The sequence below is a fragment of the Horticoccus luteus genome, assembly GCF_019464535.1.
GTDB classification, from domain to species: domain Bacteria; phylum Verrucomicrobiota; class Verrucomicrobiia; order Opitutales; family Opitutaceae; genus Horticoccus; species Horticoccus luteus.
In genome coordinates, this window is record NZ_CP080507.1 from 4,260,095 (window position 1) to 4,284,033 (window position 23,939).

The window sequence follows — 23,939 nt, forward strand, 5'->3', positions numbered from 1 at the left end:
ATGGCCGCGCAAGTTGGAGCGCTGGAACCACTCGTGCAAGTCGTCGAAAACGTCGCGCACCGCCCGACCGCCATTGCGCACGCGGAGCAAGGCTCGGGTCTTTTTGAAGGCATGGAGCTGGCCCCGGCCGCAGCGGAAAACGCGGCCACCGCCCCGGCGCATCAGGCGCATCGAGAAGTGACGCCAGCGGGTGGCGCGACGGAAGTGAAAATCTCTGCAGCGCCCGCGCCCGTGTCCGTTGCTGAAAACGGGTCAGTCGCTGCGGCGGCAATTCCCGCGGCACCGACCGAGGTCGCTTCGGCTGCTTCTCTTTTAGTTCTCACGCTCCACGCCAGCCAGGCGCCTCCGGTCGGCGCGGTTGCAGGTATCGCCACGGGCGATTCGCCTTTGGTGGCGGTGGTTGATCAAAAACACGCGGCCGCTCCGGCTGCGGGCTCTGTTATCGAAGCAAACGCTTCGACGGGTGTGGTTGCGCTGAACGACCTGACACTCGGTGCGGATGATACGGTGCGCATCGGCATCACCGATGCCACGCACTACGGTCAGATTACGGTGAGCGGTGCAGCGACCTTGGGCGGCAAGCTCGATGTTCAGGTCGACGGTGCCTACCAGCCGCACGCTGGTGACACGTTCGACATTGTTTCTTTTCCCGGCGTGAGCGGCAAGTTCGCCGACGCCTCCGGCCTCGCGGGCTTCGCGGACGGCTCGCATTATTTTCAAGTGGTGCAAACTGCGACCGGCGTGAAGCTCGTCGTGCGCGAGATCGCCGGCGGCCAGATCGGCGCCTACCTCGCCGGCCAGGCCGATCAAGCGCTGCTCGGCAAGGTGCTCAACGGTTCCTATTTCGCGCCGACCAGCGTGACCGTGACGGGCCAGGTGCAGGTTTCCGATTTCGCCTACCTCTCCGGCACGTTCACGCTTTCCTACACTTCCTTCCTTTCCGTGACCGTGGACGGCGCAGCCAAACAGGTCGAAGCCGTGACGGTCGCGGCGGCGGGCGTCGATCTGTTCATCGGCACCGGCGGACCTTATTACGAAGCGGGCAACGTGACCAATCCCGGTGCGACCGGCCTTGCGTTGACCGGCGTGGATGTCGCCTTCGCCTGGTTCAAGCCGACCGACGAGGCTGACACCAGCCGCTACGTCGCCCTCAAGGCCAGCGCCACCGCCGCCACGTTTGTCGGCCTCCCGGACGTGCAGCTCAGCATCACCGGTCTCGCGCTCTCTATTAATAGAGCATCTTCCGCGACCTCGACCGAGGAAGCCCCGGCGCCCGTCATCGATTTCAGCGCGCAAGCGGGCGGGGGCCTCTCAGTTGCCGTGGGCAGCCACACGATCTTGCTCGATTTCGCCAGCCGCGTCACCAGCGCGGCGATCACCGGCGGTGTGCTGCAGATCGCGGACTTCGTTTACATCAGCGGCGCGTTTGCTTTCACCAAGGGCGTTCAGACGACGGTCGACCTGACCGACGGCTCCACGAAGGCCGTCGATGTGGTCCAAATTGGCGGCGATCACATCCATCTCTTCGCGGGCGTCGGCGGGCCTTACTGGACCGATTCGAACAACGATGGCGTGATCGACGGCGATGACACACCGGCCGGCGACGCGGCCATCGGTCTCGCGCTCGGCGATGTTGCGTTTGCCGTCGCGGTTCTTCGTCCGACCGACGTCAACGACACCGCCCGCTACCTGGCGCTCAAGGTCACCGCCGATTCCGCCGAACTCGTGGGCGTCGAAAGCATGGTGACGCTTTCAGCCAGCGGCATCTCGGTCGAGGCCAACCGCGCCACCGATCCCTCCAGCACCGATCCGATCGCGGCGGTGAACTTCTCTCTCTATAATAGTGGCGCCGGTTTCGACGTCAGCACGGGAAGCGGAGACATCGCCCTCACCTATGACCACGCCCTGCTGCGCGTCAGCGTGGCGGACGCGCTTTTCAGCCTTTCCAGTTTCGTCTACCTGCGGGGCGGTTTCGCGTTCGAACGCGGCCAGCCCGTGGTCCAGGATAACGGCGACGGCACCTCCACTGATCTGGACGTGCTCACCGTCGGCGCGAGCAACGCCTACCTCTTTGCCGGCCTCGGTGGACCCTACTGGGTCGATTCCAACAACAATGGCGTGGTCGACGGCACCGACACTCCGGCCGCTGGCCCGGCGCTCGGCTTGGCCGTGGGCGGCGTAAATCTTGCCCTCGCGTTTCTGGAAGAGTCGGGCGTCGCCCAGCCGATCAAGTATTTTGCCGCCAAGGCCACCGTAGCCAGCGCGGCGCTCGTGGGCCTCGAGTCTGTGCTCACCGTCAGCGCGCACAACATCACGCTCGAAATCAACCGCGCCACCGATCCAGCCGGCGAAGTTGAGGCCGGCGATTTCACGAGCCTGGCGGGCGGAGGCCTCATGGTCGAGACCGGCGGGACGCCGATCCTGATCGATTTCGATCACGCCTTGCTGCGGGTCAGCGTGGCCGACGCTTCGATCCAACTCTCCAGCTTTGTCTATCTGCGCGGCGGCATCGCCTTCGAACGCGGGGTCCCGCTCGTCGAAGATAATGGCGACGGCACTACGACGGCCCTCGATGTGGTCACCGTCGGCGGTTCCAACCTCTACCTCTTCGCCGGCTCGGGCGGCCCTTACTGGACAGACTCCAATAACGATGGCGTCGTGGACGGCACGGACACTCCGGTCGCCACCGGTGCGTTGGGCGTCGCGGTCGGCGGCGTGGATTTCGGCCTCGCGTTGTTGACCCAATCCGGCGTCGCCGATCCCGTGAAATACACCGCGCTCAAGCTCAACGCGGCATCCGCGTCACTGGTCGGCTTCGATTCGACCGTGCAGCTTTCGGCTCAAGGCATTACGGTCGAGGTCAACACCGCAGTCGATCCGGCGGGCGTCGTCACGGCGGCCGACTTCAGCGGACTTCCCGGCGGCGGGTTGAGCGTCTTGACGGGCAACGCGCCCGTCGTGATCGACTTCGACCACGCTCTCCTGCGCGTCAGCATCGCCGATGCTCTCCTTCAGGTTTCCCAATTTGTTTATGTCCGTGGCGGCTTCGCCCTCGAGCGCGGAGCGCCGGTTGTTGAAGACCTCGGCGGCGGTGCCGCGCGCGACCTCGATGTGCTCACGCTCGGCTCGTCCAACGCCTATGTGTTTGCCGGCCTCGGCGGCCCTTACTGGGTCGATTCCAATAACGACGGCGTGGTGGACAGCCTCGATACTCCAGCTGCGGATGGCGCGATCGGCTTCGCGCTGGGCGGTGTGACCGTTGGCATTGCGCTGCTCGATCAGACAGGCGTGGCGCAGCCGGTCAAATACGTCGCCGTCAAGCTCACGGCCGCGAGCGCGACGCTCCTAGGCTTTACAGACTATCTCACGGTCGACGCCCGCAACATCTCCGTCGAGGTCAACACCGCTTACGATCCGGCGGGCGTGGTCTCGGCGGGCGACTTCAGCGCTCTCGATGGTGGCGGGCTTTCAGTGCCCACCGGCGGTGATGCCGTTCTCATCGACTTCGATCACGCGTTGACGCGCGTGAGTGTGGCCGACGCGACGATCCAACTTTCCGAATTCGTCTTCATTCGCGGCGGCTTCGCGTTCGAAAAAGGCGTGCCGGTCGTTGAAGACTTGGGCGGAGGCGAAACGCGCAATCTCGATGTGCTGACGATCGGCGCTGCCAATGTTCACGTGTTCGCCGGCATCGGCGGCCCGTATTGGATCGATAGCAACGATGACGGGAAGATCGACGCCAGCGATACACCAGCTTCCGCGGGCGCCATCGGCCTCGCCGCTGGCGGCGTGACTTTCGGCCTCGCGTTGCTCAAGCAAACGGGGGTCGCCCAACCGGTCGAATATCTCGCACTTAAAGCCACCGCTGCGTCGGCTGCCCTCGTGGGCGTTGAGTCGACGGTCAAACTTCAGGCGAGCAACATCTCCGTCGAAATCAACCAAGCGACCGATCCGGCCGGCGTGGTTGTCGCAGGCGATTTCACTCACATGACCGGCGGCGGCCTTACCGTTTTGACCGGCGGCGACGATGTGTTGATCGACTTCGATTCCGCTCTCCTCCGCGTGAGCATCGGCAACGGTGTGCTCCAAGTTTCTTCGTTCTTCTTCGTGAGCGGGAGCTTTGCGCTCCAGAAAAGCACCACGACCGTCACTCTCGCGAACGGCACCGAAGTTGCGACGTCGCTCCTCACGCTGGGCGCCTCAAATCTGACCGCGTTCGTTGGCCTTAATGGCCCGGCCGCGTCCGATTCGGCGATGGGTCTTTCGCTCACGGGCCTCGACTTTGGCCTCGCGCTACTCGCGCCTGACGCCGCCGAAGATGCGTTGACGGGCGTAAGTTGGACGGCACTCAAAGCGTCCGCAACGGGGTTTGCGGTCGTGGGCATCCCCGACGTGACGATCACGGGCGCGTCGCTGCATCTCTCTATTAATACCGTGTCGGGTCTCGCGGCGGGCGCCGATGCCAATCTAAACGTGATCGACTTCGCGAGCGCGCCGCTCCCGGTCGCAACCGGCACGGGCACAAGTCTCGATCTGGACTTCGCCGGTGCCGACGGCCGTTTGCTTGAAGCCGCGGGCAACCTGACTCTCACGGTCGGCGGCTTCTTCAACGTCAGCGGCAATCTCGCCCTGCGTAAGTCGCTCGCCACGGTCACGCTCGCCGACAGCACAAACGTGTTGACCGATATGCTCACCATCGGCGGCAGCGACCTCACGGCGTTCGCCGGCCTCAACGGTCCCGCCGCCGAGGCGCACGCGATCGGTTTCACGCTCGCCAACGCGAGCTTCGCGCTCGGCCTGTTCTCCTCCAAGCCGGATGAAGATGGCCATGTGTCGAAGTGGACCGCCCTGCGCGCAACCGCCGGCACGATCGGTTTTATCGGCGTGCCGAACTTGGAGATTTCCGCCACCGAACTGACTGTGGCCATCAACCACAGTGGCGATGGCGTGAGCCCGGTGATCGATTTTGCCGCTGCTCCGGTGACCATCGCCACCGGGCCAGACAGTAGCGAAACGCTGGATTTTGCCGGCGGCCTCGGTCAGTTGACCCAAGCCAAAGGCCACGTGGCGATCGACCTTTTTGGCTTCGTGCAACTGAGCGCCGATCTGGCGTTCGAGCGCTCGAGCGGCACCGCCACGCTCGACGACGGCAGCACGGCGGACGTCGACCGCCTCTTGATCGGTGGGCACGACGTCAACGGCTTCGCCGGTCTCAACGGCGGCACGGATGCCGCACTGGGCTTTACGCTAAGCGGTTTGGACTTCGCGCTCGCGATTCAGACGGACACCGGTGGCACCCGGTCCTGGACGACGTTTGAAGCCGACGCCGCCCAAGTCGCGTTCGTGGGCGTCCCCGGCCTGACCATTTCGGCGGATACTCTTTCGGTCGCAATCAACCAAGCCGCCGTCGCCGACAACAGCTTGGTCAACTACGCGACCGATGGGCTCGAGGTGACGACGGGGGCTTCGACGTCACGCACGATCAATCTCGATGCCGCCAACGGTCCAACGCTACGCGCTTCCGGCCACTTGGACGTTAACCTCTTCGGCTTTGTCTATCTTTCCGGCAGCTTCGGCTTCGAGAAAACTACGACCGACCTTACTTTGGCCGACGGCCGCACGGTCACGGGCGCCGATGTGCTCGCGCTCGGCGCGTCTCACGTTGACGCGTTCCTTGGCGTCAACGGTCCCGGCACCAACCCGTATGCGATGGGCTTGGCGCTGCATGATTTGAATTTCGGCTTGGGCCTCTTCAGCGCGGAGGTTTCCGGCGCGACGGTCAAGTGGACCTCGTTGCACGCGGACGCCGCCTCCTTCGGCACGGTCGGCTTGCCCGGCGTCACCATCGAAGGCACGACCTTGTCGGTTGACGTCAACCAAGTGTCCGGTGTGCCGGCAGGTCAGGATGCGGCCGACTGGGTCATCGATTTCTCGTCCGCGGCTTACACGATTACGACCGGCCCCGGCACGACGCTTGATTTGACGATGGATGGCGCGAAGGGCGAATTGCTGCGCGCCTCAGGCCATCTGACAATCGTTCTCGCGAACTTCTTCTCGGTCACGGGCGATTTCGCATTCGAGCAATCCCGCGGCACGGTGACGCTTGCCGACGGCCGCCTGGTCGACGCCAACCTCCTCACCATCGGCACCGCCAACGTCGACGCGTTTGCTGGCTTGAACGGTAACACCCCTGAAGCGCTCGGTCTTTCGCTCACCAACGGCTCCTTCGCTCTCGCTCTCGTCTCCGACCGCGCGAACCCCGCGTGGCGCTGGATCGCGCTCAAGGCCTCGGCGGATCAAGTGGCGTTCATCGGCGTCGATGGACTGACGCTCGAAGGCACCGGCATTCTCGTCGAGATCAACCGCAACACCGGTTACTCCAACAACACTGTGCTGCATCTCGATCTCGCGGGCACGGTCGGCACGGTCTCGTTCACGCTCGCCGGCGCGACTCAGGATCTCGTTTTGGGCGACACCGAAACCGACGCGCAACTTGCCGCCGCGTTGCAAGCGAAGCTCGAGGCGCTCTCCGGAGTCGGCGCCGGCAACGTCCAAGTTTCGGGTAATCGCGCGGACGGATTTACGATTGAATTCATCGGCGCTCTCGCCGGTCAGGATCTCACTGGACTGTCGGTCGCCACAGTTGCGCCGTCGCTGTCCAGTTCTGTCGCCCAAACCACGCCAAGCACTGCCGGCACGAACGAGGTTCAGTTCCTCGAGTTCGTCGCCTCGCCGAATGTCTACTCCACCATCCGCCTGCTCTTCGGTGCGGACACCACCGCCGCCTTCACTTACGATGCGGATCCCGCGACGCTCGCGGCCTCGATCCAGACCGCCCTTCGCGCCCTCGGCTCCGTCGGATCAGATGGCGTCGCCGTCGCCTACGATTCCGCCCATGACCGTTTCGTTCTGACCTTCGGCGGCAGCCTCGCCAACCAGGACCTGCCCCAAGTCACGGCGCGCTTCATTACCGCGGGCGTTCTTGTTAACACTGTTTACCGGGTGACGCTTAACGCTCCGCAGGCGACACTGACCTTTAACTACAACGGCCATTCTGCTCAGGTCGCTTACGACGCAACGACCGCCGACGCCGACTTGATCACCGCGCTCACGACGTCGCTGGCGTCCTTGTCTGGCATCGGCGCCGGCAACGTCCAGGTCACGGGCACCCGCGCCAACGGTTTCGCCATCGAGTTCGTCGGCACCCTCGCGCGCACGCCGGTCACCGGCCTCACGGTGACGACCACGTCCGCGCCGACCGCGACCTTCGTCACCGAAACAGCCGCAGCAACGCCGGGTGCAGCATCAGCCTACGCGGTGTTGATCGACAACACGTCCCTCTCGGGCAGCGGCACCTATCAGCTTGAAGTGGGCTTCTTCCACACCGGCTACATCCGCTTCGCCGGCAGCGACGTCACCAATAACGCACGCTATCTCCGCCAGGCCCTCGAAGCACTGCCCAACGTCGGCTATGGCAACGTCACGGTCTCCTTCGACCAAGCCTCCACCATCACGCAGCAACGCTACGTCGTCACCTTCAAGAACAGCGCCGCCCAAGTCGCGCTGACCGACGTTTCCTACCTGACGAGCCTGCGCCGCGCGAGCGTGTCCCTGGCGACCATCGGCGCCGGCACCGCCACCACCAACGAAACGCAACGCGTCTCCATCACCTCGCCCAACGGCGGCGCGTTCACGCTCAGCCTTACTTACAATGCCGTCACTTATACGACGAAGGCCTTGGCTGTCGGCGCCGCCGCGCTCGAGGTGCAGAACGCCCTCAATCAAGCGCTCTCCGTCGGCCTAGTAACCGTGACCACTTCCGGCGCCGATTACGACATCACGTTCACCGGCGGGTTGGCGGGCAAGAACGTGAACAACCTCGTCGTTGCCCTCACGCCGGGAGGGAAAGACGCCACCCTCGCACTCACTCAGACCGGCGGATCTACGAAGCCCCAGGCCGGGGCGCTCGTCATCTACCACGGCACCGACACCAACGGCCGCGCGCCCACCGGCGAAACGCAAACCATCACGATCGACCAAGGCGCCCCGGGGACCTTCACCCTTTCTGTCACGCTTTCCGGCACCACTTACACGACCACCGCACTCGACCTCGCAGCCGATGCGGCGACGATCCAGACGGCCCTTCACGCCGCGCTCAACGGAGATCATGCCGACGCCGAGTTCGATGTCGCGCTCACCGCGGACCGCACGTTCACCGTTACCTTTGGCGGCAGCCTCCTCGGCGTCGACCTCGCGGGTGTCGTCGTCACTCTCAACGCCACCGCGCCCACCGCGGCACTGACGACCGAACAAATCGGAAAAACCGCCGATTCCGGCGGCACCGTCATCGACTTCAAAGCGCAGCCGCTCGAGATCGCCACCGGCCCGACCACCTCCACGACCCTCGACTTCGATGGGGCGGACGGGGACTTGGTCCGCGCGCAAGGCTATCTGACCATCGACCTCTTCGGTTTCGTCTTTGTCACCGGCAACTTCGCCTTTGAAACGAAAACGGTCACGCAGACGGTCGATGACGTCACGACGGCTTACGATCAAATGACCATCGGCGCGGCCGATGCTTACGTGTTCGCCGGCATCGGCGGGCCCTATTGGACCGACTCCAATCACGACGGAAAAGTCACGGCTGAAGATGCTCCCGACTCTGCAGGCGCCATCGGCCTCGCGGTCGGCGGCGTCGATGTTGGGCTCGCCATCCTGACTCCGCAAGTTGAGGGCAGCACCGTCCGCTACCTCGGGCTCAAGATTGCGGCCGCCTCCGCCGAATTGGTCGGATTGGAAAGCCTCCTCACGATTCAAGCCCATGACGTCACGGTCGAACTCAACCAGGCCACGGATGCGTCGACGACGGTCGCGCCGGCGGTGCTCGACTTCAGCGCTTTTGATGGCGGCGGTCTCTCCGTTCTCACCGGCGGAGATCCGGTGCTGCTCGATTTCGATCACGCGCTGCTCCGCGTGACGATTGGCGACGCACTGGTGCAGATTTCGAGCTTCGTCTATGTGCGCGGCTCGTTCGCTCTGGAAAAGGGCGTGCAGGTTTCGGTGGATAATGGCGACAGCACGACCACCGACCTCGACGTCCTGACGATCGGCGCGTCCAACGTCCACGTTTTCGCCGGCCTCGGCGGGCCCTATTGGGTCGATTCAAACAACGACGGCGTCATCACCGCCGACGATACGCCCGCGAGCGACGGTGCGATCGGCATCGCTCTCGCCAATGTGACGGTCGGCATGGCTTTCCTGAAGGAAGTCTCGGGCGCGGCGGAACCGATCAAATACTTCGCGCTGAAAATTACGGCCGACTCCGCCGCCCTGGTCGGTCTCGAATCGTTGGTTCAGATCACGGCCCGCGGTATCACGATCGAGGTCAACCAGGCCACGGATCCGGACAACGTCGTCACCGCGCTGGACTTCACCCCGCTCGAAGGCGGCGGCCTCTCCGTCTTGACCGGAGGCGACCCCGTGCTGCTCAATTTCGACCACGCGTTGCTGCGGGTGCAAATTGCGGACGCGCTCCTGCAAGTCTCCAGTTTCGTCTACGTCCGCGGCGCTTTTGCCTTGGAAAAGGGCGTGCCGGTCGCAGTCGATAACGGCGACGGCACCACCACCGATCTCGACGTCCTCACAATTGGCGCCGCTCACGTCTACGTCTTCGCCGGACTTGGCGGACCTTACTGGGTCGACTCGAATGACGACGGCGTCGTCAACGGCGACGATACGCCCGACAGCGCCGGCGCCGTAGGCGTAGCCCTCGCCAACGTGACAGTCGGCATGGCCTTCCTCACGGAGCAGAGTGGGGCGGTTCAGCCGATCAAATATTTCGCGCTGAAAATCACCGCCGACTCCGCGTCGTTGGTCGGTCTCGAGTCCCTGGTCCAGATCACGGCGCGCGGCATCACGATCGAGGTCAACCAAGCTACGGATCCCGACAATGTCGTCACCGCGCTCGACTTCACCCCGCTTGACGGCGGTGGTCTCTCAGTCCTGACCGGCGGCGATCCGGTGCTGCTCGACTTTTCCGACAAGACCCTTCGCGTGGCCATTGCCGACGCGACCCTGAGCGTTTCCAGCTTCATCTTCATCCGCGGCGGCATCGCCTTCGAGCGCCAGGAAGCGGTGGATGTGACGCTCGCCGACGGCACGATGAAGAACGTCGATGTTCTCACCATCGGCGCGAGCAACCTCCACGTTTTCGCCGGCGTCGGTGGCCCCTATTGGGTCGACTCTAACAATGATGGCGTGATCGACGCGTCCGATACGCCTGACGACACCAACGCGATTGGGGTCGCCTTTGGCGGCGTCGATCTCGGGCTCGCGATTCTCAAGCCCACCACGGCAACGGACACCACGAAATACCTCGCCCTCAAAATCACCGCGGCGAGCGGCAGTCTCGTTGGACTGCCCAATCTCCTCACGATTTCCGCCCGTGGCATCGAAATCGCCGTCAACCAAGTGCAGTCGACCGACGTCGATGCGCCGGTCGTGAACTTCAGCAAATTCGCCGGCGGTGGGTTGAGCGTGTTGACGGGTAACGCACCCGTCGTGATCGATTACTCCGACTCCTTGCTGCGCGTCTCGATTGCCGACGCCACGATCGCCGTCTCCTCGTTTGTCTATCTCCGTGGCGGCATCGCGCTGGAAAAAGGTGCCGATACCGAAGTCACCCTCAGCGACGGCACGACCGTGACGGCCTCGCTTCTCACCATCGGTGCTTCCAATCTTCACTTCTTCGCCGGACTCGGCGGACCTTACTGGGTCGATTCCAATAACAATGGCGTGCTCGATGCGAGCGACACGCCGGCCTCCGACGGCGCAATCGGGCTCGCGCTCGGCGGCGTCAACGTCGCCCTCGCCATGCTCGCCGCGGGCGCGACCAAGTATACCGCGCTCAAGATCACGGCGGACTCGGCGGCGCTCGTGGGCATGGATGGCGTGCTCACTTTGGAGGCCCACGGCATCAGCGTGGAAGTCAATCAAGTCGCTGGCGGCACCGTCACGACACCCGTCGTCGACTTCACCAAGCTGGAAGGTGGCGCGCTGAGCGTCGCCACCGGCAGCGGCACCACCGATATCGATTTCTCCCGCGCCTTGCTGCGCGTTTCGGTCGCCGACGCGATCTTCAGCATTTCCGAATTCATCTTCCTGCGCGGCGGCTTCGCGCTCGAGAAACACCAGCCCATCGTCGAAGATAATGGCGACGGCTCGAGCACCGCGCTCGAAGTGCTCACCATCGGCCTTTCGCACGCCTACCTTTTTGCCGGCGTGGGCGGCCCGTATTGGACCGACAGCAACGACGACGGTGTTCTGAATGGCGACGACACGCCGGCGACAGGCGCAGTTGGCTTGGCGATCGGTGGCGTGGATGCCGGTATCGCGTTGCTGCAACAGGCCGAAGTCGCGACGCCGGTGAAATACTTCGCGCTCAAACTTCACGCTGATTCGGCGGCACTCGTCGGACTCGGTGACGCACTCCAAATCGAGGCGCACGATATCACCATCGGGGTCAACCGGGCGACCGATCCTGCCGGGGTGATCACCGCCGCGGACTTCACCGGACTTGATGGCGGCGGCCTAAGCGTTGCGACCGGCGGCGACCCCGTGCTGATCGATTTCGCGCATGAGCTGCTGAGCGTCTCCGTCGCCGACGCGACGATCCAGATTTCCCAATTCGTCTTCGTGCGCGGTGGATTTGCGTTGGAGAAGGGGAGCCCGATTGATGTCACGACCAGCGATGGTGCGACGAAGGAAGTCGACGTCGTCACGATCGGCATCAGCAACGCCTACGTCTTTGCAGGAGTCGGTGGACCTTACTGGGTCGATTCCAATGCCGACGGCGTCATTACCGCGGACGACACGCCCGCGAGCGCCGGCGCGATCGGCATCGCCATCGGCGACGTGAATGCGGCCGTCGCGCTCTTCCGTCCGACGGACACGACGGACACCACCACTTACACCGCGCTCAAGGTCACCGCCGCATCCGCCGAATTGGTGGGCCTGCCGTCGACCTTCCACCTGACCCTCGCGGGCATTCAAGTTGGCTACAACACAGCCTCCGCGCCGGGCGGTGCTGCGGCAGCGGCGATCGATTTCTCCAAACTGGATGACGGCGGTTTGGACGTCGCCACGGGCGGCGACGCCATCAAGCTCGATTTCACCGGCAGCATCCTCCAGGTCGTCGTCGATCCGTTGACGATTACGATCGACGACTTCGTCACCATCTCAGGCCGCTTCGCCTTCGAGCGCAACGACACGGAACTCCTCCTCGTCGCCGATCAAGTCACCGCCAGTCTCTCGTTGGGTGACTACACGGTCGGCGTTAAGGAAGCCACGCTCGGCCTCATCCTTCCGACGGCCGGAGGCGTCGCCCTCGATGCGCACGGCGCGTTCGTCTTCGAAGGCCCCGGCTTCGCCAACGTCACAGTCGATTCCGTCGCCGTTCAATACAACACCAGCGGCACCGACTATTCTGCGGCCCCCCGCACGCTCACCATCGGCACCGTCAGCGCCGATGTGACGGCCGCGCTCGGTTCTGTTTCCCAGCCCTATATCGCCATCGCGGCCCATGGCCTCGAGGTCGACATCGCCGGCCTGGTTCACGTGGGCGGCGATTTCGCTTTCTCCAAAGGCTACACGACCGGCGGCACGAGCATCATCCGCATCGGCATCGCCAATTTCCACGCTTCGCTCGGCAGCGACGACGCAACCTACTTCACCGTCACCAATGGCAGCGGCGCGTTCATGCTCACCGATGCCGGCATGGCGGCGACCATTTCCGCGACCGTCAACGTCGACAACATTCCCGGCATCACGATCGACGACAGCACGTTCACCTTCTCGATCAACACCCTGCCCGATGCGGTCAACGAAAGCTTCACGCTCAACGGCGACACGTTCACGCTCAATCTCCGCGCCGGCACGCTCATCAGCATCTCCGCCGACCCGTTGAACGTCAGCGTGCTCGGCATCACCCTGCACGGTTCGTTCTCATTTGAACAGACGACGGACGCCAACGGCGCCAAAACGATCGTGGTTTCCGCCGCCAATGTTTCCATCGACAACTTCCTCGGCGACGGCACCGACGGTTCGCCGATCAACGTTCATGATGCCGGCGGTCTTTTCGTCCTCACCGATTCCGGCATGGCCGGCGTGCTGTCGTTCCAGGCCGACGTCGCGTTCGGACTCTTCTCCGCAGGCGTCAATCTCAGCCTGGAAATCAACGACACAGGCAATGCGGTCAACGCGACCGGGGTGTTCGGCACCGTTGCGCTCGAGGCCGGCCGCTTTACGCGCATCGTCCTGAAGGATCTCAAAATCACGTTCCCGGGCATCGAAATCGACGGCGACTTCAGCTTCCAGTCCGCCCTCGTCAACGGTGTCGCCACCAACGTCATCGCTGGTAACAATGTTCACATCTTCATCGGCGATAACGTGAGTGGCACGCGCATCGGCTTGGAACTCACCGATGGGCAGGCGCTCTTCATCGTGGATGGCGATCTGAAGGCCGGGCGCGTCACCGGCACGGTGTCACTCGTGGGCGTGACCGGTCTCACCATCTCGGCGACGATGACGGTGCGTCTCAACCAGTTCACGACCGCGATCAGCAAGACCGTTGTCCTCGATGGCGAGACGGTTGCGTTGAACTTCACCTCAGCGGAGACCAGCGGCTTCATCCAAGTCGTCGGCGAAGACATCCGCTTCTCGGTCGCCGATGCGTTCGAACTGCGTGGCACCGTCGCGTTCACCCGCACGGCCTCGAAGTTCTACGTCGGTGCCACCGACGCAGAAATTTTCGTCGGCAGCGGACCGCTTTACGATGCCAGCGGCACACTCAATCCTGACGCCATCGGCCTGCGCATTCACGACCTCGATTTCGCGATGGTCATCTATACCGACGTCGCCGGCAAATACGCGTTGAAGGGTGAGGGCTCGGTGAGCTTCGTCGGCTTGGATGGCTTGGATGCCGTCGCTTCATCGGTCGGCCTGCGCTTCGGCGTCGGCCTCAACAAGACCGGTGCCGCCGTCAACGAAAGCGTGCCCGTGAGCACGACGCTCACGATGCCTTTGGTCTTCGCCACTGGTGACTCATCGCCGGTCTTCATCGGCGGACTGACGATCAGCGTCGGCAGCGTGTTCACGCTTTCTGGCTCGGTTGAAATCCAGAAACAGGCGAACGGTGACCTCGACATCAACGTCACCACAGCGAGCTTCAGCTTCAGCAATGGCGACTATGGCCTGAGCGGCACGGCGCACATGAAGCTGACGGCGACTGATGGGTTCAAACTCGTCAGCTTCTCCATCACTGGCGCGACCATCGCCGGCCACACACTTTCCTTCTCGTCTCCCGCCGCGCCTGCGCCCGACGGCACCGCCAATGCGCCGGCAGCGATCCCCACGCCCGCGCAAAGCACCAGCTCTTTCACCGTCGGTCCGCTCTCGTTCGTCAACCCCGGCGTCGGCCTCGATGACTTTAGTTTCAAGGGCGGCAAAGTCGTCATCACCCTGAAACTCACACTCGACAGCGCCACCCTCGCATTCGGGGGTTCCGCCGCGGCCAGCGCTCAAACCTCCTCCGGCATCACCGCAAAAATCACGGGGCTTGCGATCACGTTCGATGTCGGTGTGGACATCGCGAGCGGGTTCTCCGTTTCGCCCACGGGAAAGTGGAGCGTTGCGGCTGATTCGCTTCTCATCGAGATCCCCAGTCTCGTTAAGATCACCGCCACAAACATCGTCATCAAATACGATCCCGATGCCGCGTCCGACCAGGAACTCGTCCGCATCAATTCCGCGAAGCTCGACTTCCTGACGATTCCGGTCTCGGGCAGCATCGATCCCTACACCGACGGTTCCAACCCGACCATCCCCGGCTTGGTCATTCGTGGCGATGGCTTCACGCTCGGCCAAGGCAAGATCACCGTCCATGGCACCAACGGCCAGCCGGCGGTCACGCTCGGCAGCGTGCTGACGCTCGACGACATCAGCGTCGGCGTCACCAACTTCAACGTCAGTTTCGTGGGCGATACCTTCCCGGCGTTCGATGGCGCCATCTTCTTTGCGTCCGGCGGCGCCAAGCTCAGCATCGGCTCCGCCTTCACGGCGACCGTAAGTTCGAAGACCGTAGGCGGCGACGCCCTCCGATTTGACGTTACGTTCACCGATGGGAAACCCGACGGACTGATCTTTAAGGTCTCAAAACTGGAGATCAAAATCGCCAGCATCCTCACGCTCGGCGCCGAAGACTTCTCCCTCGACACCCGCGCGACCGGCAGCGACGCGATGGTGGTCTTCGGGTCCGTTTCGGCGGATCTGACGATCGCGGGCAACACCCTCGGCGGGGAAGCGCGCAACTTCTACATTACGGGCGACGGGCATTTCAAAGCGGGCAACCCCACCGACAGCTCCAAGAAATTCGGCGTCGCCCTCAACATCGGCGGAGCCGATGGCAACACCTTCAAGTGGCCGTCGTGGCTCCCGATCAAGATCACCAGCATCGCGCTGGAGTGGACGGACATCGAAAATAGTCCGGCCGACTTCGACATCATCCTGTCCGCCAGCATCGGCAGCATGCCCGGCGTGCCCGGTCTGGTGTTCAGCGGCACGGTCGACGGCATTCACATCCGCCCGAGCTTGCTGCTGGAAGGCAAATTCCCGGTCATCGGAATCGATGCACTCGGCGTTACGGTCTCGGGTAACATCGCCGGCGGCGAAATATCTGGCGGGCTCATCGGCGGTATTCTCCGCATCACCGAGCCGACGCCCGGCCATTACGCGATGGCGGATGCGTTCACGACCGATGCCGATGTGGTGGACCGCATTCTCTATATCGCGGTTCAGGGCAGCTTCAGTTTCGCCGGCTTGGCCGGGTTTGGTATTCAATTTGCCCTCAGCGAACTCGGGCCGCTCGGGATGCAGATTAATATTAACGTGCCCGGCGGTATCCTCCTCGAACCCAACACAGGCCTCAGCATCAATAATTTCACGGCCGGCGTGGAGTTCTTCAAAACCCTGCCGTCGATCGACGATCCGCTCGCGTTGCGCGACCCGGCGTTCAGCGTCTCGGCCGCGCCGGCCGCCGGTGACTGGCTGGCGGGCGTCAAACAACAGGTCCTCAACCAATTCATTGCAGTTAAGGCCAACCCCAATCTCGGTGGTTTCCTCGCGGCGTTCACGCAGCCGATGCTCATCAAGGGCTCGGCGCAGATCTACACCATCTACGCATCCCAAGCCACGTTCAACGGCCAGGTCGACGTCATCTTCAGCACCGACGGCAAGTTCCTCGTCACGGGCAAACTCAACTTCGCCGCCAATCAACTCAGCGTCAGCGGCAAACTTTACGCCGACCTTTCCAACGTCGCCAACGGCGCCGTCACCGTCCTCTTCCTCGCCGATCTGCCGGATCAAGTGCGCCTGCTCACGATCGACGGCAAACTCAAGATGGGCTTCAAGAACGACGCCGGCGAAGACGTTGAAATCCCGGTCGTCAATCTCAACGACGTCGATCCCACCGCTCCGACCGCCACCGTCCTCCTTCCGGCGAGCGACGCCGGCCAGCTCAACAACCAGATCGGCACCGGCACGCCTTATATCGATGTTGTCTACAAGCCCGGCGCTCTCGGCACGCTCGACTATGCGTCGATTCTCGACGCCGACGCCGACTTCGTCGCCACTTTTACGAAACTGGATGGCACGACCGTCACCTTGACGCTTTCGGGCACTCCGCAGCCGATCGAAATCGGTGTCGACGACAACGGCGTGCCGCAGGAATCGATTGTGACCGCCGGAAGCACGGCCGACTTGATCGCGCTACTCAAGGGGAAGGGTATTCAGCGCTTCCGCTACCAGATCACCAATACCGATTTCGCCTGGAGTCCCGGCACGCTCGACATCTCTTACTCGGCCGGAGGATTCGCTCAAACGGTCACGGGCACCGGCGCGACGTTGGATAACGAAGCGGCCACCCAAACCGTGCTCGTCCAAGGCGCCACCGCCGCCCTCGCTTCACCGATTGCCAACGGCAGCATCGCCATAGCGAGCCTCAACGCTCGCAAGTATATCGACATCAATCTCGCGCCCTCGCTCACCAGTGGAGCGCTGATCAACCTGGCCAACGGCCCTCCGCTGACCTTGGCCGGCCCTGGCGCCACGGGGGTCACGCTCAGCCCGACGGGTGAGCGGCAGGGCACCACGAATACTTATCGCTACGCGTTTACGGGAGAATTCGATCCAGGCGACGTCGTCGTCTCCCTCGCGGCCAACACCTTTGCCGACAGCGCCGGTTTTGGAAATCTGGCGCAAACGTTCACGTTCCGCGTCGACGGCAGCACTGCCGTTCTGCCGGGTATTACCTCGGGTGCCGTCCTGGGCCTGACTACATTCGGCAACCAAGGCTACCTCGACGTCACGTTCAGCCCCGGACGGGGCACGAAAATCGATCCGGCGTCCCTCATGGACGACGCTCCGGAATTCACCATCACGATGTCTGATGGCACCACCCTCACGGTCGACAATGATCCGACCCAACCCGGTGCACTCGCCGGCACCAACACCTACCGCTACACATTTACCGGCACACTGGTGGCGGGACCCGTCACCGTCACCTTCCCGGAAGCGAGTTTCAACGACAACGCCGGCACCGCCAATCTCGCGACGACGATCACGTTTACACTCGCCCGTCCGACGGCCACCGCGGGCAATTTCACCGATGGCGGCCAGACCGACACCACCACGCTCAACGGGCTCGGCTACTTCGAAGTCAACCTCTCGCCCGCGTTGAGCGGCGGCACGATCGACGCCGATTCCCTCACCGCCTCCGACTTCGCGATCAAGGTCGTTAAACTCAAGACCATCGATTTCTACGGCAACGCCGTCGACGCTTCGACCGACACCCTCACGCTCGTCGGCCACAATCTCACCGACGGCGCGAAAGTCACCATTTCCGAATTCGCCCCCAATACCCTTCCCGACGGCCTCGCGGCAGGAGACTATTACGTCAAGGTTCTCAGTCCGGACACGATCCAGCTTGCGACCACGGCGGGCGGCGCGGCCATCAACATCACCGGCTCCGCCGTCGCTACGAACAAGCTCCGCATCGCCCAAGAAGGCGAGGAGGTCACGGGCTTCTCGATCACAAGCGTCGATCACGTGGCGAACTCCAACACCTTCCGCTTCCACTTCGATGGCGACTTCGAACTCCAATCCCTTTCGCAGAAACTCCAAGTAACGGTCTCCATGGCGGCAGGCGCTTTTACGGACACCGCGGGCAACGAGTCGGCGGCGTTCTCCGCCACGTTCACGGTCCGCAAGCCCGCGAGCACCTTCTATCTCAGCCTCTCCGGTGGCATGATGCTCGACGGCGCCGGCTTCACCGACGAACCACTCATCGACGTCCGCGGCTACGTGAACTTCGAAGTCACCGAGACCGAGTCGGGCGGCCCCCGCTTCCGCCTCGATTTCGGCGGCACGTTCAAAGTCATCTATCTCGGCAACCTCGGCTCGGCAGCGGGCGTGTTCGTGCTTGATACGTCATCCCCTGCCTCCGGCCCTGATCCCGATGCCCTCACGGTCGGCGATTTGCTCTCGGATATGGGCATCCCGATCACCGACAGCCCTGCTTTCGACATCGCTTTGCCCAAGTTGTGGGGCGTCATCAAAGTCGAGGCCAACCTGGCCGCCCTGAAGAATCTTGGCATCGACGTCGCCATCGCTGGCACGTTCCAGATCAACACGACGAAGACCAACAAGACGGAGACCATCACGCTCGAAGGCATTCCGGGTGACCTCATCGGCGCCACCTCCTATCTCACCAACCCAAGCGAGAATGCGATTTCGTCGCTCAATAGCGGCACGCTCACCCAGGCGATGTTGGATGTTTTTGCCAATGCGAGCATCACTTTGGGCGCAAGCGTGAAGGTCCTCACGATCGTGCCCGGCTCGCAATGGCGCATCATCGATACGGCAAACAACAACAAGCAGTACTTCATCCAGCTGCAGGATTCCGGCGCGATGGACGCCAGCGATGGGTCCACGACGCAGCACCTGAACTTCCGCGGCGATAAGCAGACGTTCACCCTCGCCCCAAAGACCCTGCTCATCGCCGGCTATGCCTACGCGAAATTCTCCTTCGCCGGGTCCCAGCTCTTCCTGATCAGCGGTGCCTTCTCGATCAAGATTTCGACCACGAGCATCGAGCTCTTCGCGGATGGCCATATCGCCTTCACGCCCGGCGGCGTCACCGTCTTTGAAGCCCGCGTCCAAGCCCTCCTGCTGGCCGGCAAGATCAACCTCGGCGACCGCGACAACGACGGCACCAACGACGGCGTGGTCACCGGCATCGCCGGCAAATTCAAGCTGGCGGCCAGCATCAATCTACCCGGCATTCTCATCGGTGGCTCACTCGATGTGATGGTCAACAGCACCGGTGAGGACATTCTGTGGAGCGTCCCCGTCTTCCTGCGCGGAGCGACGGGCTACGATTCGATCAAAATTTTCGGCGCGGCGCCGAAACTAAATCCCGCCTTCGATCCGACGTCCGCGGCCGCGCTCGACGGCGGTGCGCTGGTCGAAGATACGTCTGCCACCGCTGGATGGTATGTCGTCATCGGAGGATTGGCGTATGCCAACGTTCTCGGAGCGCTCCGTTTCGATGGCCTCTTCTTCTTCTCCCTTTCCAATACGGAATTCAAGCTGCAGGCGGCGGTGCGGACGGTCCTTAAGATTCCGGTTGTCGACGTCGAATTGTTCAAACTACAAGGCGCGCTGTCCCTCGTCATTGACGCCGACGGACTCTACGGCACGGCCGCTTTGGCGATCTATGGCGTGCGGGGCATGCCGCCGGGCTTCACCCTCGATGCGGACTTTGCGATCACGATCAATACCGCCAGCATCTCGAAGACGGTCACCGTGATCTCGTTCGAGGCCAACACCGGCGCTCGCCAGTCCGAGACGGTGGCCATCCAGTCCCGCTTCTTCCAGATCGAGGCCGGCGGCACGCTCACTTTTGGCGTCGCCGGTTATGATGCAGCCGTGCTTACAGGGCGCTTCGTCTTCACGATCGATGCCACCAATGGCTACGTGCAAATGACGGCCAACGTCGACGTGACGCTGAACCCCATCGGCGAAGTCGGGTCCGCCGCGGGCGGCTTCCGCATCGGCGTCAAGGACGGGACACCTTACATCGCGGCGTTCATCCAAATTCAAGTAGGCACCGGAGGCGATCCGGATGGCGGCACTCAGACCATCCAATCGAGCAGTTTCATCCTGCAGTTCCGGATGGCGTTTTATATCAACACAAGCGGCGACGACATCACGATCAACGGGATCACCCTCGCGCACGAAACCGTGAAGTTCGCCGCCTCCGGTGTGCTGCAGGTTTCCATCGGCGGTGTCGCCGGGTTCCGCATCGAAGGCGAGCTGAACATCGTCGCGAGCCCGGATGGCTTCGATGTCACCATCGGCGGCCAGCTCACGGTGCAGGTTGCCGGTGTAATCATCTTCCGCGCCGGAGCCCTCGGCGGCTTGAAGGTCACCAACATCGGCACCGAGGCCGTTCCGATCTACACCTTGGCGGGTGTGCTGCAAATCAGCCTCGATGCGGACGCGATTACGGGCGGCAACGGCTTCTCCTTCGACGCCACGTTCCGCTTTGAGGTCAACCTGACCAACGAAGAGCAGACTTTCGTCGCCGCCGGTCAGACCGTGGTCCTCGAAGCCGGCCTTTACGCGCGGATACATGCCGACGGCACCTTGATTCTCGGCGCCGGCGGCAACACCGGATTCTTCCTCGCGGGCGTGTTCGATCTCGAAGTCGGGAGCAACGGGCTCATGGTCGCCGCCCAAGCCATCCTGCACGTCAAGGTCTTGGGCGTCAGTCTCCTTGATCTGCAGGCCACCGGCGCCCTGCTCATCGGTCCCAAGGGGATTGCCGCGCTCCTCGATCTTACGCTCTCGGTGGGGAATACGCCCGGCTTCACGCTCGCGGGTTCGTTCCAACTGCGCCTCAACACCAGCAGTAGCGCCATTACCCAGATTGGCACGGTCACGGTCAATCTTCCGGCCGGTCCATACTTCCAGATCACCGTCTCCGGCACGTTGAATCTCGCGAGTGTCGTTACCCTGACAGGTTCCTTCACCCTCACGATCTCTCCCACGGGGCTCGCCATCGAGATTGTAGCGACCGCCAACTTGGGGCCGCTCGGTTCGCTCGGAGCCGGCGGGAGTCTCTATATCACCTCCGCCGGCCTGTATGGCAGTATCGAACTCAGCCTGAACGCCTCCATCGGCTTCGCGAGCGTCTCTTTCTCCGGTCGCTTCCAACTGGCCATCAATACGACGTCTTCCACCCAGACCGTCAAAGTTCTAAACGTCAACACGACCACGGGCGTCGTTTCGGGCCTCAAAGACGCGACCATCGCCCCCCTGACCGTCTTGATCAGCTTCGGTGGCAACGTCACCATTGGCTTCTTCGTCATCTCGGGTTCCGCGACGCTGACCTTTGGCGCTGACGGTTTCTCGGTTGAGTTCGATGCTTCCCTGGATCTCGCCCTCTTCGGCACACTTTCCGTCAAGGGTGGGGCGATCATCCGCAGTGATGGCGGCACGCCTTACTTCGCGCTCTACCTCGATCTCGGCGCCAACCTTCTCGCGATGGGGCTCGTGCAGCTCGGCGGCAACTTCACCCTCGAACTCAACACCCGCGGCAGCACCGTCACCATCGCCGGTCACGACATCGCCGCCAGCACCTTCCGCGTCACGATCGCGCTCAAGCTCAAGATCTGGGTCTTCGAGGCCCAAGGCACGGCCTACATGCTCGCCAACTCCAGCTACTTCGAGGTCGGCATCACCAATCTGTCGGTCAACTTCTTCAATATTTTCAACATCGGTGTGAGCGGATACATCCGCTCCAACGGCCAGTTCGAACTTACGGGCACAGCGAACTTCAATTTGGATTTCGGCCCCGTCTATTTCCACGCCTCCTTCTCGCTCACGATCGCCGATTGGGGCTTCAGTGGCCACGCCTCGGCATCCATCGGTCTGCATCTCGATTTCTGGCTCTTCTCGATCGACATCGATTTCACCATCTCGATCGGCTTCTCGTTCAACCTGAAGAAAAACTCCGTTACCTTCAGCTTCAGTATCTGGAAGTTCGGCTTCGATATTACTTGGTATTTCGGTTCGCCACCCGTTCTCGCCACCAGACTCGCTGATGGAACCTTGCGCCTCAACATGGGCGTCGACGCGAAATACCGTGGTTCAGGCTATGGGGACGACACGGCCGAAAACTTCACCGTCTCACACGTCGGCGGCAGCGCCGGCAACGAGACCGTCCGTGTCTCCGCGATGGGTTACGAACAGGACTACGGCGGCGTCAGCAAGATCGTCGTCAACGACGCCGGCAACGGCAACGACGGCATCACGATCTCCGCCGGTGTGCTCGCGTCCGTCGACATTAACGGCGGCGTGGGCGACGATACGATTGTCAATCTCTCCTCCGGCGGCGGCACCATCCGCGGCGGCTCCGGCAACGACCATCTCATCGGCGGCCCCGGCACCAACTACATCTATGCCGGCGATGGTGACGACGACCTGAGCGGCGGCGAAGGCATCAACTACCTCTACGCTGAGTCCGGCACCAACACCCTTGCGGGCGGTGCGGGCGCCAACTATTTCTACAGCGGCACGGGCACCGATTCCATGAAGGGTGGCGGTGGCCTGAATACCTACATCTTCGCGGGCGCTTACGGCACCGATACGATCGAGGGTCACACCACCACGGACGGCCACCCCGATACCCTGCATGCGGGCGACATCGTGGATTTCAGCGGCGTCACCGCCCCGGTCACCTTTGCCCTCGGGTCCACCCACGTCATCACTTCCGGTTCGAACCAAGTCACCATCACCGACCGCAGCGTCGACGTGTTTGTCGGCGGGTCCAACGCCGACATCTACAATGTCAGCTCGACCGCCGCCCGTGCCGCCACGCTCAAGGGCGGTCCCGGCAACGATACCTATAATATCACCCTCGGCAGCCTCGGCAGCACCGTCACCATCGACGATGCCAACAGCTCCACCAACGTCGACGTCCTCAATCTCACCACCAGCGCGTCCTCGCAGGTTCGCGTTTCCCAGAGCACGGGCGACAGCAAGATCACCCAAGGTGCCCAGACGGTCCTCTACTCGCCGTCTTACACCAACATCGAGCAGATGAACATTGTGGCGCCCAACGCCCCGGTGTTCGTCACCGGTCCCACGCCCGGCGCCGAGATGATCAACCTCCGCACGGACTTTACGATCAACGCCCCCTCCGTCACCTGGAACGGCCGCATCCACGCCGGCCGGATCGAGTTCAATACCTCGTCCGCCATCGCGATCGACTACGACCTCGTCACGCGCGCCAACGGCAACGTCACGCTCAAGACCTCCTCGGGCGACATCAACCTCCATGCGGGCATTTATAGCGCCAGCGACGACGGCTACCTCGGCAACGGCTCCGGCACCGTTACCCTCACGGCGGTGAACGGCGGCATCCGCACCGATGGCAACGGCTGGCTCCGCAACGGCGCCTCCTTTGAGCAATGGCTCGATTGGGCTCTCCGCGCCGGCAAATACACTGCCGGCAGCACCAACTTCTCCACCGCGCAAATCACCGAGACGGGCGCCGCGCCTTGGGAAGAGTCGCTCTACCTTCCGAACGGCACCGTCCTTCGTGCCGCCAACGGCGCCTTCATCCAGTCCGACCAAGGCACGCTCGTCATGAGCGCGAGCAACGGCATCGGCGCACCTCTCGCCGGCTTTGCCACCAGCCCCCTCGCCATCTTCACCGACGTCGCCGCCATCACCGTCACGACGCCGCTGACCACAAACTCCTACGTCACCGATCTCGACGATATTACGAACTCCGGCACGTCGAGCACCGGCAGCTTCCA

General features: G+C 63.0%; 1 protein-coding gene (cut by a window edge). It reads left to right on the forward strand.

Features of this window, described 5'->3' with window-relative positions:
* Positions 1-23,939, forward strand: partial view of a beta strand repeat-containing protein gene (locus K0B96_RS17295; protein WP_220166620.1) — the 5' portion only. It continues 17,356 nt past the right edge of the window; 23,939 of the gene's 41,295 nt are visible here — the first part of the coding sequence; the start codon lies at positions 1-3; its stop codon lies off the right edge, out of view.